This window comes from Streptomyces sp. R21 (assembly GCF_041051975.1).
In the GTDB taxonomy this organism is placed as follows: domain Bacteria; phylum Actinomycetota; class Actinomycetes; order Streptomycetales; family Streptomycetaceae; genus Streptomyces.
Genome location: NZ_CP163435.1, coordinates 5,672,453 through 5,688,155, shown reverse-complemented (window position 1 = coordinate 5,688,155; position 15,703 = coordinate 5,672,453). Strand labels below are relative to the sequence as shown.

The window sequence follows — 15,703 nt, the reverse complement described above, 5'->3', positions numbered from 1 at the left end:
TGACACGGCGTCAGTTCCTTTAATCTGACACAGCGTCAGTTAATTGGCTGTCACACAGGAGCGGGCGGACCGATGCTTGGATCAACCCACGGCACCCTCACCACCGACTCCCGCCGGGCCCGGGTCATCGCCTGCGGCGAGCAGCCCTCACCGGTCGTGCACGGACGACCGGCCGAGGTGGACGACCTCGACGTCAGCGGACGCCCGCTGTACGCCGGCGTACCCGATCTGGACCGGTTCTTCCGCCCCGAATCCGTGGCCGTCATCGGCGCCTCGGACGCCGAGGGACGGCCGAACACCGGCATCACCAGGCAGCTGATCGCCTGGGCCGAGCGGGTCGGCGCCCGACTGCACCCGGTGCACCCCACGCGGCCGTCCGTCTTCGGCATACCCTGCCTCCCTTCCGTCGCGGACCTGCCTGAGCAGGTGGACTTGGCCGTGCTCCTTGTCGCCGACCCGCTTCCCGTCATCGAGGAGCTGGCCGAGGCCAAGGTGAAGTTCGCGGTCGCCTTCGCCTCCGGGTTCGCCGAGACCGGGACGGAGGGCGCCGCCGCGCAGGAACGGCTCGCCGCCGCCGTCCGCCGCTCGGGCCTCCGGCTGCTCGGACCGAACACCAACCTCAACGCCTTCGAGAAGTTCCGCGACGACCTCGACGGTCCGGCCATCGCGCTGATCACCCAGTCCGGGCACCAGGGCCGCCCGGTCTACGCGTTGCAGGAGCTGGGCGTGCGCCTCTCGCACTGGGCGCCCACCGGCAACGAGGCCGACCTGGAGACCGCCGACTTCATCTCCTACTTCGCCGAGCGGCCCGAGGTCGGCGCGATCGCCTGCTACGTCGAGGGGCTGAAGGACGGCCGCTCCTTTCTGCTCGCCGCCGACCGCGCCGCCCGCCGCGGCGTCCCCGTCGTCGCCGTCAAGGTCGGCCGCACCGAGACCGGCGCCCGGACCGCCGCCTCACACACCGGCAAGCTGACCGGCGCCGACACGGTCGTCGACGCGGCGATGCGGCAGTACGGCGTGATCCGCGTCGACGGACTCGACGAACTCCAGGACACCGCGGCCCTGTTGGCGCGGGCACGGCCGCCGGAGGCCGACGGGGTCGTCGTCTATTCGATCTCGGGCGGCACGGGCGCGCACTTCTCGGACCTGGCGACCGAGGCGGGACTGTCCCTGCCCACCCTGTCCGACACCAAGCAGGCCGAACTGCACCAGTGGATACCCGAGTACCTGAACGTCGCCAACCCCGTCGACAACGGCGGGCACCCGGTCGGTGACTGGCGCGGCCGGAAGATCATCGACGCACTCCTCGCCGACCCGGCCGTCGGCGTCCTGATCTGCCCGATCACCGGGCCCTTCCCGCCGATGAGCGACAAGCTCGCGCAGGACCTGGTGGACGCGGCGGAGCAGACGGACAAGCTGGTGTGCGTGGTGTGGGGGTCGCCGGTCGGCACCGAGGCCGCATACCGCGAGACGCTGCTCGGTTCGTCCCGGGTCGCCACCTTCCGCACCTTCGCCAACTGCATCACGGCCGTGCGCGCCCACCTGGACCACGCCCGGTTCGCCGCCTCCTACCGCTCCCCCTTCGACGAGGCGCCCCGCACCGTCTCGCCCTCCTTCCGCAAGGCGCAGGCGCTGATGCGTCCGGGGCAGCAGCTGAGCGAGCACGCGGCGAAGCAGCTGCTGCGCACGTACGGCATCCGGGTGCCGCGCGAGCAGCTGGTGACCAGCGCGGCCGCGGCCGTCCGCGCGGCGAGCCTCGTCGGCTACCCCGTCGTGATGAAGGCCTCCGGCGCGCAGATCGCCCACAAGACCGAACTCGGCCTGGTGAAGGTCGGGTTGACCTCCGCCAGCCAGGTCAGGGACGCCTATCGCGAACTGACCGACATCGCGCGCTACGACGAGATCTCGCTCGACGGAGTCCTCGTGTGCCAGATGGTCGAGCGGGGCGTCGAGATGGTCGTGGGCGTCACGCACGACGCGCTCTTCGGGCCGACCGTGACCGTCGGCCTCGGGGGCGTCCTCGTGGAGGTGCTGCGGGACGTGGCCGTCCGCGTGCCGCCCTTCGGCGAGGACCAGGCCCGCTCCATGCTGGCCGAACTGCGCGGGCGGGCGCTGCTCGGCGGGGTCCGCGGCGGCCCGCCCGTCGACGTCGACGCGCTCGTCGAGGTCGTGCTCCGTGTCCAGCGCATGGCCCTCGAACTCGGCGACGACATCGCGGAGCTGGACATCAACCCCCTGATGGTGCTGCCCCGCGGGCAGGGCGCGGTGGCGCTGGACGCGATGGCGGTGTGCCGCTGAGGAGCCCCGCGCTCGGCGCGAGGCGCCCATCCGTCGTCGTAGAAACAGCCCCAGCACGCCCAGTACGAAACGGAGCACCCCCATGCCCGACTCCCCCCGTGAATCCCCTGCCGAATCGCCGCCTGAATCCCCTGCTGAACCCTCTGCCGAATCCCCTGCTTCTCCCGAAAAGTCCCTCGACTCATTGATACGGCACGGCACTGACAACGCCGTCTCGTGGATCACTCTCAACCGTCCCGAGGCGATGAACGCCCTCACCTGGGACCAGCGGGAACGGGTGATCGCGCTGCTCGCCGCCGCCTCCGCCGACCCGGACGTACGGGCCGTCGTGATCACGGCGACGGGCCGCGGCTTCTGCGCGGGCGCGGACCTGCGCGGAGCGGCGTCCGGCGGCGAGCGCGTCGCCGGTGACGTGGCCCGGACCATCCGGCTGGGCGCCCAGCGGCTGATCGCCGCCGTCCTCGACTGCGAGAAGCCGGTGATCGCCGCCGTGAACGGCACCGCGGCCGGGATCGGCGCGCATCTCGCGTTCGCCTGCGACCTCGTCCTGGCGGCCGAATCCGCGAAGTTCATCGAGGTGTTCGCGCGGCGCGGCCTGGTCCCGGACGGCGGCGGCGCGTATCTCCTGCCCCGACTGGTCGGCCCGCAGCGCGCGAAGGAGCTGATGTTCTTCGGCGACGCGCTGACCGCCGCGGACGCGGAACGACTGGGCCTCGTCAACCGCGTCGTACCCGCGCAGGACCTTCAGAAGACGGCCCGCGAGTGGGCCGAGCGCCTCGCCGCCGGCCCGACCCGGGCCCTCGCCCTCACCAAGCAGCTGGTCAACGCCTCCCTCGACACCGACCGCGCCGCGGCCTTCGCGGCGGAGGCGGCCGCCCAGGAGATCAACATGACGACCGCCGACGCCAACGAAGGCGTGGCGAGCTTCGTGGAGCGACGGAGCCCCAACTACCGGGGGCGCTGAGTCAGTCCCGCTCCAGGACCCGCACATCGCCCCCGTCCGGGTCGCCGAACAGGGCGAACAGCTCGGGGTCGGCCGCCGTACCGCTGAGCGTCCAGGGCACGCCGTCCCCGCAACGGTCGACGCTGACGACGACGGTGTCCCGCTTCGAGTCGTGATCCTTTCCGGGGGACCAGCTGCCGGTTCCGCCGCAGGGCGTCACGTCGGCGGACCAGTCGTCCGTGTCCGCGACGTACGGAACGGCCTTGAGCTCGGCCCGCCCGTCCCCGTACAGCCGCAGTACGGCCCCGTGGTCGCCCCGCCAGACCCCGTCGAGCCGCACCTCGGACAGCTTCGGCGGTTCGTACTCCTCGATCAGCCCGACGGCCAGGCCGATCAGTCCGCCACCGACGACCAGTGTCCCGAGGCCGAAGGAGGCGAGCCCCGACCAGAACCAGAGGCCGCAGCCGCCGGGGTCCCGTCCCATGATCTGCCGCCACCGGCGGACGTACCGGACCGCGAACGCGGGCAGCGCGCCCAACAGCACGAACAGCGCGGCGGTGGTCGACAGCGACCAGCCGCCGAGCGCGGCCACCACGAGCCCCCAGACCGTCCCGAGCACGCCCACGAACGCCAGGTGCCAGGCCCACTCGGGACCGCGGACACGCCGCGTCGCCAGGCGCGCGAGGGTGGCCGCGGGCATGGTGTGCACGATCGTGTGCAGCAGACCCAGGACGGCGAGCACCGGCGGCCCGAGGACGAGCATGCACAGCAGCCCGACCGCGAAGAAACCGCTGTACGTCACGCCGTGGCCGTCGTCGTCGAACGTGCCGACCCACCAGACCGCGGCAGCCACCGGAAGCTGTGCGGCGCAGACGGCGGCGGCCGTGTTCAGTTCGGCGTTTGCCCAGTTCAGCCGGGAGCGGAGTGGCTCCCGGGCCTGTTGATCCCACCCCATGGCGCGGAGCGTACGCCGAGGCCGTGCGGGGGGCCGCACAAGGGTTCCCATCTGATGATCCGTCAGCTTCAATGGATGGTGTGATGGGACACGCAGGGATGGCGGCAGCCGCCGTCCGTTACCTCAGGTCGGCCGGAACCCCCACCGTCGCCGCACCCGTAGAGCCTTTACCGCGCCCGGACCTGCGCGCGGTCGGCGACGACGAGCGGGCGCCGGTGGACCCGACCGAATTCCGGCGCGTCCTCGGGAACTTCGCGACCGGGGTGACGGTGGTCACCGCGTCCTGCGCGGACGGCCCGGCGGGCTTCGCCTGCCAGTCCTTCGCGTCCCTCTCCCTCGACCCGCCGCTGGTCTGCTTCATGGTCGGCCGTACGTCGGCGACCTGGCCGCGCATCGCACAGGCGGGCTCCTTCTGCGTGAACGTGCTGGGGGCCCACCAGGGCGAGCTGTGCCGCGGATTCGCGGTGAGCGGCTCGGACAAGTTCGCCGGTGTCGTGTACGACGCGGCGCCCGTCTCCGGGTCACCGCGCCTTACGGGCGCCACCGCCTGGGTCGACTGCACCATCCACGCGGTGCACACCGGCGGGGATCATCTGATCGTGGTGGGCCGGGTGGACGCCCTCGGCGCGAGCGCGGACGACGTCGCGCCCCTGCTGTTCCACAAGGGGCGCTTCGTCTGATCCGCGTTCGCCCGAGCCTCAGGCCGCCGCCGGAACAGCGGCCGCCGGCCGTTGCCGCCGGATGACCAGCGCCATCAGCGCAGCCGCCGCGCAGAGCGCGCCCGCCGCGTACCAGACCACGTTGTACGACCCGAACGTGTCCCGCGCGACGCCGCCGAGGAAGGCGACGAGGGCGGCGCCGATCTGGTGGGAGGCGAGGACCCAGCCGAAGACGATGGCGCTGTCGTCGCCGTACTGCTCGCGACACAGGGCCAGGGTGGGCGGGACCGTGGCGACCCAGTCGAGGCCGTAGAAGACGATGAAGAAGATCATCGGGGGGTGCACGCTCGACCCGCTCGACTGCAGGAGCAGCGGCAGGAAGAGGAGCGAGATGCCGCGCAGCGAGTAGTACACGGCCAGCAGGCGGCGCGGTTCGAAGCGGTCGGTGAACCAGCCGGAGGCGATGGTCCCGACGACGTCGAAGACGCCGATGACCGCGAGGAGCGAGGCGGCAGCCGTGATGGGCATGCCATGGTCGTGGGCGGCGGGCACGAAGTGCGTCTGGACCAGGCCGTTCGTGGAGGCGCCGCAGATCGCGAAGGTGCCGGCCAGCAGCCAGAAAGGCCCGGTGCGGACGGCCGAGAAGAGGACGGTCACCGCACGGCGGGCGGCCCCCTGGACGGGCGCGGGCTTCGGCACGAACTCCGTGGCCCCGTACGGCTTCAGGCCCACGTCGGCCGGGTGGTCGCGCAGCAGCAGCCAGACGAAAGGGACGACCGCGAGGGCGGCGAGCGAGACGGTCACGGCCGCGGGCCGCCAGCCGTGGTCGGTGACCATCCACGACAGCAGCGGCAGGAAGATCAGCTGTCCGGATGCCGAGCCCGCCGTGAGGATGCCCGTGACCAGGCCCTTTCGCTCGGTGAACCAGCGGTTGGTGACCGTCGCCGCGAAGGCGAGCGCCATCGAGCCCGAGCCCAGGCCGACCAGCAGCCCCCAGCAGAACAGCAGCTGCCAGGCCGCTGTCATCCACACCGTGAGGCCGGAGCCGAGCGCGATCACCATCAGCGCGATCGCCACCACGCGCCGGATGCCGAAGCGGTCCATCAGCGCTGCCGCGAAGGGCGCCGTGAGCCCGTAGAGCGCGAGGTTGATGGAGACGGCGGCGCCGATCGTGCCGCGCGACCAGTGGAACTCCTCGTGCAGCGGGTCGATGAACAGCCCGGGCAGCGAACGGAAGGCGGCCGCGCCGATGATCGTCACGAAGGTGACGGCGGCGACGAACCAGGCACGGTGGATACGGCGCCCGCCGCGCCGCGAGTCGGCGACGCCGGCCTCCCGGTCGGCTGCTTCGGCGTCAACGGCTGTTGCGGCGGCGGCCTCTGCTGCCGCGTCGGCGGCCTCGCCCGCGGCTGCGGCTTCGGTTGTCTGGGTCACGACAGAAAGAATGCAGCCCACAATCATTCCGATCGAGTGGCCCGAAGGTCATGGTTCGCTAGGATCGGGCCATGGACTCCACGACCTCCACGCACGCGTACCGCCTGTCGCCCGCCACGCGCGCGTACCGCCCGCACCGAGTCGTCGTCCTCGCCCTGGACGGGCTGCTCCCGTTCGAGCTGGGCATTCCGCACCGCATCTTCGGGCGTGCCAAGGACGCCGAGGGGCGGCGGTTGTACGAGGTGGTCACCTGCTCGATCCGGCCGCCGGGCCCCGTGGAGACGGACGGCGACTTCGCGGTCCTCGTCGAGAACGGCCCTCAGGCCCTGGCCACCGCCGACACGGTCGTCGTCCCGGCGTCGTACGAGCTCGGCCCGGTCTTCGAGGAGGGCGTCCTCACCGACGAACTGGCCGCCGCCCTCGCCCACATCCGCCCCGGCACCCGGCTGGTCTCCATCTGCACCGGCGGCTACGTCCTCGCGGCCGCCGGCTACCTCGACGGGCGCCCGGCCGCCATGCACTGGGCCGAGGCCGAGCACTTCCAGGAGCGCTTCCCGCAGATCAGGGTCGACGCGGACGTGCTCTTCGTCGACGACGGGGACGTCCTCACCTCCGCCGGTGTCGCGGCCGGGATCGACCTGTGCCTGCATCTCGTACGCCGTGACCACGGGGCCGGCGTCGCCAACGAGGTGGCGCGCCGCACGGTGGTACCGCCGCATCGCGACGGCGGGCAGGCGCAGTACATCCACCGCCCGGTGCCCGAGCCGCAGCTCGCGACGACGACCGCCGCGCGCGCCTGGGCGCTGGCCCGTCTGCACGAGCCGATCCAGCTGCGCGACATGGCGGACCAGGAGTCCATGTCGGTACGCACTTTCACGCGCCGTTTCCGCGAGGAGGTCGGCGTCAGCCCGGGCCAGTGGCTCACCCAGCAGCGCGTCGAACGGGCCCGGCACCTGCTGGAGTCCAGCGACCTGTCGATCGACCAGGTGGCCCGGGACTCCGGCTTCGGCACGGCCCAGTCGATGCGGCAGCACCTCCAGGCGGCGCTGGGCGTGACACCGACGGCGTACCGCCGCACGTTCCGGTCCCTGGCCCACCGCTCCTGAGTCCTGAGCGTGCTCAGAAGGTCAGCACGGCCCGGGCCACCCGCCCTTCGTGGGCGTCCTGGGCCGCCTTGTCGAAGTCCTCGATCGGATACGTCTGGGTGACCAGCTCGTCGAGCATCAGGCGCCCCTCGCGGTACAGGTCGGCGTAGAGGGCGATGTCGCGCTGCGGGCGGGAGGCACCGTAGCGACAGCCGAGAATCGACTTGTCCAGGAAGAGCGAGGACACCAGGAAGGACGCCTCGGCGGTGGCGGCCGGCACGCCGAGCAGCACGGCCTGCCCGTGCCGGTCCAGCAGATCGATCGCCTGGCGAATGAGCTCGACACGCCCCACGCACTCAAACGCGTGATCGGCACCGCCCGGCAGGATCTCCCGCACCGCGTCCACCGAGGTGAGGAAGTGCGTCGCCCCGAACTGCCGCGCCACGGCCTCCTTGGCCGGATTGGAATCCACGGCGACGATCGTCAGCGCACCGGCGATCCGAGCCCCCTGGATGACATTGAGCCCGATGCCGCCGGTCCCGATGACCAGCACGCTGTCACCACGATCGACCCGCGCACGGTTCAACACGGCCCCGACACCCGTCAGCACACCGCACCCGATCAGCGCGGCGGACGGCATCGGAATGTCCTTCGGAATCCGAACCGCCTGCACCGCCTTCACCAACGTCCGTTCCGCGAAAGCCGAGTTGGCGGCGAACTGGTACAGCGGCTGCCCGCTCCGGGAGAACGGCTGCTGGGGCCGGCCGATCGCCTGACGGCACATCGTCGGCCGCCCCCGGTCGCACTCGGCGCACGCACCGCAGTTGGCGAGCGTGGAGAGCGACACATGATCTCCCGGCCGGACATGGGTGACCCCCACACCCACCGCTTCCACTACCCCCGCACCCTCATGGCCCAGCACCACAGGAACGGGGAAAGGTATGGTCCCGTCCACCACCGACAGATCGCTGTGGCAGAGCCCGGCCGCGGAGATCGCGACCTGTACCTCGCCGGGACCGGGGTCCCGTATCTCCAGATCGTCCACGACCCGGGTCTGCTTCCCGTCGAAGATCACGCCTCGCATCGCGCCAGCTCCCTTTCCCTCCCGGGACTAACCCCGGGGTTCCTTCGGCAGGCCGAGCACGCGCTCGGCGATGATCGTGCGCTGGATCTCGTCCGAGCCGCCGTAGATCGTGTCGGCCCGGCTGAACAGGAACAGATGCTGAAACGCGTCGAGTTCGTACGGCGCCGCAGCCGACCAGTCCGCGGGCCCCACCGCCGCCCCGGCACCGCCCACCTGCACGGCCAGCTCCCCCAGCCGCCGGTGCCAGCCACCCCACAGCAGCTTGCCGACGCTGGGCCCGCCCGGATCGTCGACGCCCGAACTCCCCAGCGTCCGAAGCGAGTTCCATCGCATGACGCGCAACTCGGCCCACAGCCGCACAAGCCGCTCCCGCACCACGGGATCCCGGGCAGCCCCACTGTCAACAGCGGCCCCGACGACCCCCCTCAACTCCTCACCGAACCCGATCTGTTGAGCAAAGGTCGAAACCCCCCGCTCGAACCCGAGCAGGCTCATGGCCACCCGCCACCCCTCACCCTCACCCCCCACCACATGCTCAACTCGCGCCTCGGCCCCGTCGAAGAACACTTCGTTGAACTCACTGGTCCCCGTCAGCTGCCGAATCGGCCGAACCTCGATACGACCGGGCTGATCCATGGGCACGAGCAGAAACGACAGACCCTGATGGCGAGGGACGTCCGGCCCGGTACGGGCCAGGACGAAACACCAGTCCGCTTCGTGGGCGAGGGAGGTCCAGATCTTCTGGCCGGTGATGCGGTACGACTCCCCGTCCCTCACCGCGGCCGTGCGGATGCCTGCCAGGTCCGAGCCCGCGCCGGGTTCGCTGTAGCCCTGGCACCACAGTTCCTCGCCGCGGGCGATCGGGGGCAGGAAACGGGCCTTCTGCTCGGGGGTTCCGTGCGCGATGAGCGTCGGCGCCAGGAGCTTCTCACCGATGTGGCCCGAGCGAGCGGGGGCCTTCGCACGGGCGTACTCCTCGGCCCACACCACCTGCCGGGTGAGACCCACCCGGCGGTTCCCGTACCCCTCCTCCGCCCACCCGAGGCCTATCCACCCGGCCCGGCCGAGTTCTCTCTCCCACCTCCGCCGGTCCTGCCCCTCTCCGAGGTGCGCCTCCAACCACCTCCGCGTCTCCCCCCGGAACACCTCGTCCTCGACCCCGAACCCAAACTCCACGACTACCGCCTCCACGTTCCCGCACCGAACGTCCGACTCCCGCGCCCCCGGGGGTGGGTGGCCAAACCCCGAGCTCCCTCTTCTTCCTTCGCACCCGGCGTGGGTGCTGGCCTGGGGTGGGTCACGCAGCCCGGCGTTTACGGGGCGCCGCCTGCGCCCACCCGTGCCGCCCCAGCGGCACGATTGCCCGCAGCTTGAGCGGACCGGCACCCCCAGCCCGCACCGCGCCGCTGCTGGCTGGGTGGGCAGCCGCCCCAACCCGCACGCGTGCCCGCAGCAAGCGAGGCACCACCCGCAGTCGCCCACCGGCGGAAGGGGCCGTGCCGGTACGTCTCTGCCCGTCGCGTAGCAGACCGCCCGCCAAGTCCCGCCGCGTATCAACCCCGGGCAGTACGCCCACGCGGCGACGGGCAAGACGTACCGGCACGGCCCCGACCCACCGATCACCCACTGCGATGGGCGCCCCCGCCGGCACGCGCATCCCGAGCCATCCCCTCCACCCGCTCAAGCAGCGGCATCGGATCCACCCCCACCGTCCCCGGCAGAAAGTCCGCGATCCGCTCCGGCGTCCACCCAGCCCCCGGCGCATATGCCGCCCGCAGCTCCCGCGGCTGCGCCCAGACCGCGATCTTGGGCCCGGCGACGGTGTACACCTGCCCGGTGATCCGTTCCTCCCGAGCGCGATCCGACAGCAGGTACACCACGAGCGCGGCGACATCCTCCGGCTCGCCGATCTCCTTCAGCTCCGTGGGAACGTTCGCCGACATCCGCGTACGCGCCACGGGCGCAACGGCGTTGGCGGTGACCCCGTACTTGTGCAGCCCCAGCGCGGCGCTGCGCACGAGCGAGATGATCCCGCCCTTCGCCGCGCTGTAGTTGGCCTGCGAGACGGACCCCTGATGGTTCCCGCTGGTGAACCCGATCAGCGTCCCGGACCCCTGCCGGCGCATCACCGCGGACGCCGCCCGGAACACGGTGAACGTCCCCTTCAGATGGGTGGCGACCACCGGGTCCCACTCCTCCTCGGACATGTTGAACAGCATCCGCTCGCGCAGGATCCCGGCAACGCACACGACCCCGTCGATCCGCCCGTACGTCTCGACAGCGACATCGACGACCCGCTGCCCGCCCGCCATGGCGGAGATGTCGTCGGCGACGGCGACGGCCTCGCCGCCGGTCGCGAGGATCTCCTTCACCACCCCGTCGGCGACCGAACTCGTGGGCTCGGCGCCGTCGATGGACACGCCGTAGTCGTTGACGACGACGCGCGCGCCGTCGGCCGCCGCGGCGAGGGCGACGGCCCGCCCGATCCCGCGCCCGGCCCCCGTCACGGCGACGACCTTGCCTGCCAAGAAGTTCCCCACGTCCGGCCCCTTCCCGCGGTTTCTGACGGACCGTTAGATTTTATGACCCGTCAGATGCCTGGAGACAAGCCCCGGGGAGTACTCATGTCATTGCCGACGCTGCCGCCGGAGTTCCACGAGATCGCCAAGCGCGTGAACAACTGGGGCCGTTGGGGCGCCGACGACGAGATCGGAACGCTGAACCTGATCACCGACGACGTCGTACGGGAGGCGGCCCGCGCGGTCCGCACCGGGCGCCGCATCCCCCTCGCCCTCCCGCTCCAGCAGGACGGGGTGCAGACGGGCATGATCCCGGGCCGGGTGAACCCGCTGCACACGATGGTGCAGATCAACCAGGAACTCTTCGGCCCGGGCACGGTCGCGTGCAGCGACGACCTGGTGACCATGGGGCTGCAGGCGGCGACCCACTGGGACGCGCTCACGCACGCCTCGCACTCGGGGAAGATCTACAACGGCCGCCCGGCCGACACGATCACCGCGCACGGCGGCGCGGAGTTCAGCGGCATCGACAAGCCGCGCCACATCGTCTCGCGGGGCGTCCTGCTCGACGTGGCCCGCGCCCGCGACGTGCACCGCCTCGACGGCGGACACGCGGTCACCCCCGAAGACCTGGACGCAGCCGAGGAGTTGGCGGGCACGCGCGTACGGTCCGGCGACATCGTCCTCGTCCGCACCGGCCAGATCCAGGTGTATCTGGCGGGCGACAAGCAGGGGTACGGCTACCCGTCACCCGGCCTGTCGGTCCGTACGCCGGAGTGGTTCCACGCGCGCGATGTCGCAGCGGTCGCGAACGACACCCTCACCTTCGAGATCTTCCCGCCGGAGATCGAGGACCTGTGGCTGCCCGTGCACGCGCTCGACCTGGTCGAGATGGGAATGCTGCAGGGCCAGAACTGGAATCTCGAAAAGTTGTCCACAGCCTGTGGAGAAGAGGGCCGCTACGCGTTTCTGCTGTCGGCGATGCCCGAGCCCTTCGTCGGAGGCACGGGAACCCCGGTGGCGCCGGTCGCAGTCCTCTAGGCGGAGAGGGACGGCTGGCGGCGCGCCAGCCCCCGCTCTCGACTGCGCTCGAGCGGGAGGTGCCCCCAGCTCGCCCCGAGCACGGCACCGCGCGCCGCCATCCGGCTCCGGCGTACCCGCCCTGCTCCTTGCTGGCCCTGTAGGAGCCGACGCCGAATCGCGATCCACACTCGCCAAGGGCTTCCGTCACCGAAACCCTCGCCGTCCCCTCGCGGCGAATCGCTGAACACAAGCGTGATCAAACGGACACGCCACGTCAACACCGCTTCGGCGATATATAACTTATGCGCCTTTTGTGACGGCGCGTATGGAAGCACACCCCGGCGCATTCAGCCGTGCCGGAGACAACGAATCCAAGGTTCTTGCATACATGCAGAAAACCCGGCCGGGACGCCCTTGATGACCTAGACGGCCTCGTACGCCAGGTCCCCGTAGACCGATGCCGAAGCCGCATGCGAAGTCGCGTGCGCAGCCCCGGCCGAAGCCGCCACAGCCGCCCCCGCCCGGTACCCCGCAGCCGCCGCACCCTCCGACGGCACACAGCGGTCGACCTCGCACCAGATGCTCTTGCCACCGCTCTCGAGGTTCCAGCCCCATCGGTCGGCGAGGCCGTCGACAAGCTCCAGGCCGCGCCCGTTGGTCTCGTCGCCGTCCGCGTGCCGGGGTGTCGGCGGGCAGTCACTGGAGTCGATGACCTCCAGACGGACGGTGCCGGAGGCGTCGCCGGGAACGCCCGGCGGCAGCAGCAGCCGCACCACGGCCGGGCAGCCGGTGTGCACCACGGCGTTGGTGACCAGTTCGGAGACGAGCAGGATCAGCGTCTCGGCAAGCGGCTCATCGGCCCCTATCCCGGACCCGGCGAGCCGCGAACGGGCCCATCTCCGGGCTCGCCCCACCTCCGCGGGGTCGGGCCGGATCTCCAGCTGCACTTGAAGCACCTGCACCGCTCACACCATCCGAACCGGCGGACACATCGCCTCGCGCCTCACAAGGGCCACGATCGTAGCCATTTTCTGCATGGCCAGAACAAGGATCACGGAACGTGATTCCCTTGTGAGACAGCATGGTTGACGTACAGTCACCCCAACAAGCGCTTCGGGCATATTCCAGCGCGAAGGAGTACGCGTGCGGCATACTGTGCGACGCTCGCCACGGGGAGTCGAACAGGCAGGCACGGGGGTCCGTCCTGCCTCGCGAGCGGCACGCATCGCCGGGTCCGGCGCCGCCTCAGGGGCAACACCGGGATGGCTCAGCCTCAGAACCACTCGCATCCCACACAAGGTACCGGAGCACGGCGCCGACTCCAGGCCGTGACAAGTCACGCGTAGGACACAACCCGATATCGACGCTCCGTCATAGCGGTACGCCACAATCCGCGACATCGCCTACGGCCTCTTCCGCCCTGTCCCTGACCAGAGCCCTGTCAGGCCGTTCCGGCGACCAGTTCGGCGGCGAGCCCTTCCTCACTCTGCGTCGCCGAGCCCGCACGTTGCGTCCGCACCCAGGCCCGTTTCAGGTACAGATGCACATCGGACTCCCAGGTGAAGCCCATGCCGCCGTGCACCTGGAGGCAGTCGCGGGCGCCGCGCACGGCGGCCTGGTCGGCGAACAGCCGGGCGGAGGCGATGTCGAGCGGGTCGGCGGTCACGGCGGCGGCGTAGACGGCGACACGCGCCATCTCGACGCGCACCAGCATCTGCGCGCACAGGTGCTTCACGGCCTGGAAGGCCCCGATCGGCTGCCCGAACTGCTCGCGCGTCCGGGCGTGTTGCACGGCCAGCTCGCACGTACGGGCGGCGGTGCCGAGCTGTTCGGCGGCGGTCAGCAGCACGGCGAGCGGATCGACGGAGCCGTACGACCCCCCGGAACCCCGCACCCGATGCAACGGCGTCAACGGATCCAGGGACTCCATCGGCTCCGCGGACGCCACAGACGCCACCGACGCCCGCGCCTCAGCAGCCGCCGCACCCCCGGCAGCCGTCACACCCCTGGCACCCGCCACATCCCCCCGTACGACATCCGCCTGCTCCATCCACTCCACCAGCCCCCCGTAGGCGGCCGTCACCACGGCCTCCCCGGTCGCCGCACCGGCGACCTCCCCCGCCGCCAGATGCGTGGCGACGAGCGGCCCGGTCAGGAGCACCCGCCCCGCCTCCTCGAAGGCCAGCACCGCCTCGGGGAGGCCGAGTCCGACACCGCCGTCGGCCTCCGGGAGCCGCAGCGCGAAGAACCCCGCGTCACCGAGCTCGCGCCACAGCGCACGGTCCAGCCGAGGGGCCTCGACGGCGGCCCGAAGCCGTTCCCGCCCGAAGCGCCCCTCCAACAGCTCCCGCACGCCCGCCTTCAACGCGCTTTGATCATCAGTGAGTTGGAAGTGCACGGGAGGACCTCACCGTCCCTTCGGGAGGCCGAGGATGCGTTCGGCCACGATGTTGTGCTGGATCTGGGAGGTGCCGGCGGCGATGGTGTAGGAGAGGGACGACAGCCGGTCGAGGGTCCACTCCCGCCCCTGGTCGAGCGCGTCCGGACCGAGCACCTCGGCGGCGGCGTCGTACAGCTCCTGGCGCGCATGCGAGTACCGCAACTTGAAGACGGACCCGCCGGCCCCGGGCACTCCCCCGGTCCTCTCCGACTCGCTCACGTTCCACTGCGTGAGCCGCCACAGCGTGCGGAACTCGGCGTTGAGGGTGCCCAGCCGCCGCCGTAGCGCCGGATCGTCCCAGCGGCCGTTCTTCCGTGCCGTACGGGCGAGTTCGCCGAGTACGCGGCGGCAGGCGACGACCTCGCCGACGAAGGCCGTGCCGCGTTCGAAGGAGAGGGTCACCATGGTCACGCGCCAGCCGTCGTTCTCGGCGCCGACCCGGTTCGCCACCGGCACCCGCACCTCGTCGAGGAAGACCTCCGCGAACTCGGCGGAGCCCGCGAGGGTGCGCAGCGGCCTGACCGTGACGCCCGGTGCGTCCATGGGCATCGCGAGCCAGGAGATGCCCCGGTGCTTGGGTGCCGTGGCGTCGGTGCGCACCAGCAGCTCGCACCAGTCGGCGACCTCGGCGTGGGAGGTCCAGATCTTGGACCCGCTCACCACGTAGTCGTCGCCGTCCCGCCACGCGCGCGTGCGCAGGGCCGCGAGGTCCGAACCCGCGTCCGGCTCGCTGAATCCCTGGCACCACACCTCCTCGCCGCGCAGCACGGGCGGCAGCCAGCGCGCCCGCTGCTCGGGCGTCCCCTCGGCCGCGATCGTCGGCCCGGCATGCAGCAGCCCGACGAAATTGGCTCCTACGTAGGGGGCGCCCGCCTTCTCCGTCTCCTCCAGGAAGATCAGGTGCTGGGTGGGGGTGGCGCCCTGCCCGCCCGCGTCGACGGGCCAGTGCAGGCCCGCGTAGCCGGCGTCGTGGAGCATCCGCTGCCAGCCGAGGTCGTAGGCCCGTCTGCCGGGCCAGTCGTCGGGCGACGGCTTGGCGGGCAGCGACGGAAGCATCTTGGCGAGCCACTCCCGCAACCGCGCCCGGAACTCCTCCTCTTCGGGCGTGTGGGTGAGGTCCATGGATCACCACTTTCCTGATGGTCCGTCAGATTCTGTCGCCAGCAGGCTAGCTCCGCACCCCTGGACCGACAAGGCGGTGCGCCCTACGCTCTGCCCACCATCTGACTCTCCGTCAGTTATGGGCAGTTGATGAAGGGGGCT

Annotated in this window: 13 protein-coding genes; 5 read left to right on the top strand and 8 right to left on the bottom strand. The window is 71.3% G+C overall.

What is annotated here, in order from left to right; all coding sequences use genetic code 11:
* Positions 1-72: 72 nt before the first annotated feature.
* Positions 73-2,298: an acetate--CoA ligase family protein gene (locus AB5J56_RS25490; RefSeq protein WP_369235322.1), complete on the top strand. Its 2,226-nt coding sequence runs from the start codon at positions 73-75 to the stop codon at positions 2,296-2,298.
* Between the two features lie 82 nt (positions 2,299-2,380).
* The gene (locus AB5J56_RS25485; RefSeq protein ID WP_369235320.1) at positions 2,381-3,262 is read left to right on the top strand and encodes an enoyl-CoA hydratase/isomerase family protein; all 882 of its coding nucleotides are present in this window, start codon (positions 2,381-2,383) and stop codon (positions 3,260-3,262) included.
* A gap of 1 nt (position 3,263) precedes the next feature.
* On the opposite strand, the gene AB5J56_RS25480 is transcribed toward AB5J56_RS25485, so the two are convergent.
* On the bottom strand, positions 3,264-4,196 hold the full coding sequence (locus AB5J56_RS25480; RefSeq protein WP_369235318.1) for a hypothetical protein: 933 nt from the start codon (positions 4,194-4,196) through the stop codon (positions 3,264-3,266).
* 83 nt (positions 4,197-4,279) lie between these two features.
* Between AB5J56_RS25480 and AB5J56_RS25475 the strand changes: the two genes are divergently transcribed.
* Positions 4,280-4,876, top strand: a complete 597-nt coding sequence (locus AB5J56_RS25475) for a flavin reductase family protein (protein WP_369235316.1) — start codon at positions 4,280-4,282, stop codon at positions 4,874-4,876.
* Between the two features lie 18 nt (positions 4,877-4,894).
* Here the strand turns inward: AB5J56_RS25475 and AB5J56_RS25470 are convergent, their stop codons facing one another.
* Positions 4,895-6,289, bottom strand: coding sequence for an MFS transporter (locus AB5J56_RS25470; RefSeq protein ID WP_369235314.1), 1,395 nt, complete (start codon positions 6,287-6,289; stop codon positions 4,895-4,897).
* Positions 6,290-6,360: 71 nt separating this feature from the next.
* Here AB5J56_RS25470 and AB5J56_RS25465 point away from each other — a divergent pair, with 71 nt between their 5' ends.
* Positions 6,361-7,395 (top strand): GlxA family transcriptional regulator, encoded by a 1,035-nt coding sequence (locus tag AB5J56_RS25465; protein ID WP_369235312.1) that lies wholly within the window; start codon positions 6,361-6,363, stop codon positions 7,393-7,395.
* A 13-nt stretch (positions 7,396-7,408) separates the two neighbouring features.
* Here the strand turns inward: AB5J56_RS25465 and AB5J56_RS25460 are convergent, their stop codons facing one another.
* From AB5J56_RS25460 to AB5J56_RS25450, 3 genes are all read right to left on the bottom strand, one after another.
* A complete protein-coding gene (locus AB5J56_RS25460; RefSeq protein ID WP_369235310.1) occupies positions 7,409-8,458 on the bottom strand; it encodes a Zn-dependent alcohol dehydrogenase in 1,050 nt (349 codons plus the stop codon).
* A 27-nt stretch (positions 8,459-8,485) separates the two neighbouring features.
* Positions 8,486-9,634 (bottom strand): acyl-CoA dehydrogenase family protein, encoded by a 1,149-nt coding sequence (locus AB5J56_RS25455; protein ID WP_369235308.1) that lies wholly within the window; start codon positions 9,632-9,634, stop codon positions 8,486-8,488.
* A 443-nt stretch (positions 9,635-10,077) separates the two neighbouring features.
* Positions 10,078-10,998: an SDR family oxidoreductase gene (locus tag AB5J56_RS25450; protein WP_369235306.1), complete on the bottom strand. Its 921-nt coding sequence runs from the start codon at positions 10,996-10,998 to the stop codon at positions 10,078-10,080.
* A gap of 84 nt (positions 10,999-11,082) precedes the next feature.
* Here AB5J56_RS25450 and AB5J56_RS25445 point away from each other — a divergent pair, with 84 nt between their 5' ends.
* A complete protein-coding gene (locus AB5J56_RS25445; protein WP_369235304.1) occupies positions 11,083-12,018 on the top strand; it encodes a cyclase family protein in 936 nt (311 codons plus the stop codon).
* A 404-nt stretch (positions 12,019-12,422) separates the two neighbouring features.
* Here the strand turns inward: AB5J56_RS25445 and AB5J56_RS25440 are convergent, their stop codons facing one another.
* The 3 genes from AB5J56_RS25440 to AB5J56_RS25430 all read right to left on the bottom strand — a co-directional run bounded on the left by AB5J56_RS25440 (position 12,423) and on the right by AB5J56_RS25430 (position 15,562).
* Positions 12,423-12,962: an ATP-binding protein gene (locus AB5J56_RS25440; protein WP_369235302.1), complete on the bottom strand. Its 540-nt coding sequence runs from the start codon at positions 12,960-12,962 to the stop codon at positions 12,423-12,425.
* A 479-nt stretch (positions 12,963-13,441) separates the two neighbouring features.
* Positions 13,442-14,398, bottom strand: coding sequence for an acyl-CoA dehydrogenase family protein (locus AB5J56_RS25435; protein WP_369235300.1), 957 nt, complete (start codon positions 14,396-14,398; stop codon positions 13,442-13,444).
* Positions 14,399-14,407: 9 nt separating this feature from the next.
* Positions 14,408-15,562: an acyl-CoA dehydrogenase gene (locus AB5J56_RS25430; protein ID WP_369235298.1), complete on the bottom strand. Its 1,155-nt coding sequence runs from the start codon at positions 15,560-15,562 to the stop codon at positions 14,408-14,410.
* Positions 15,563-15,703 lie beyond the last annotated feature (141 nt).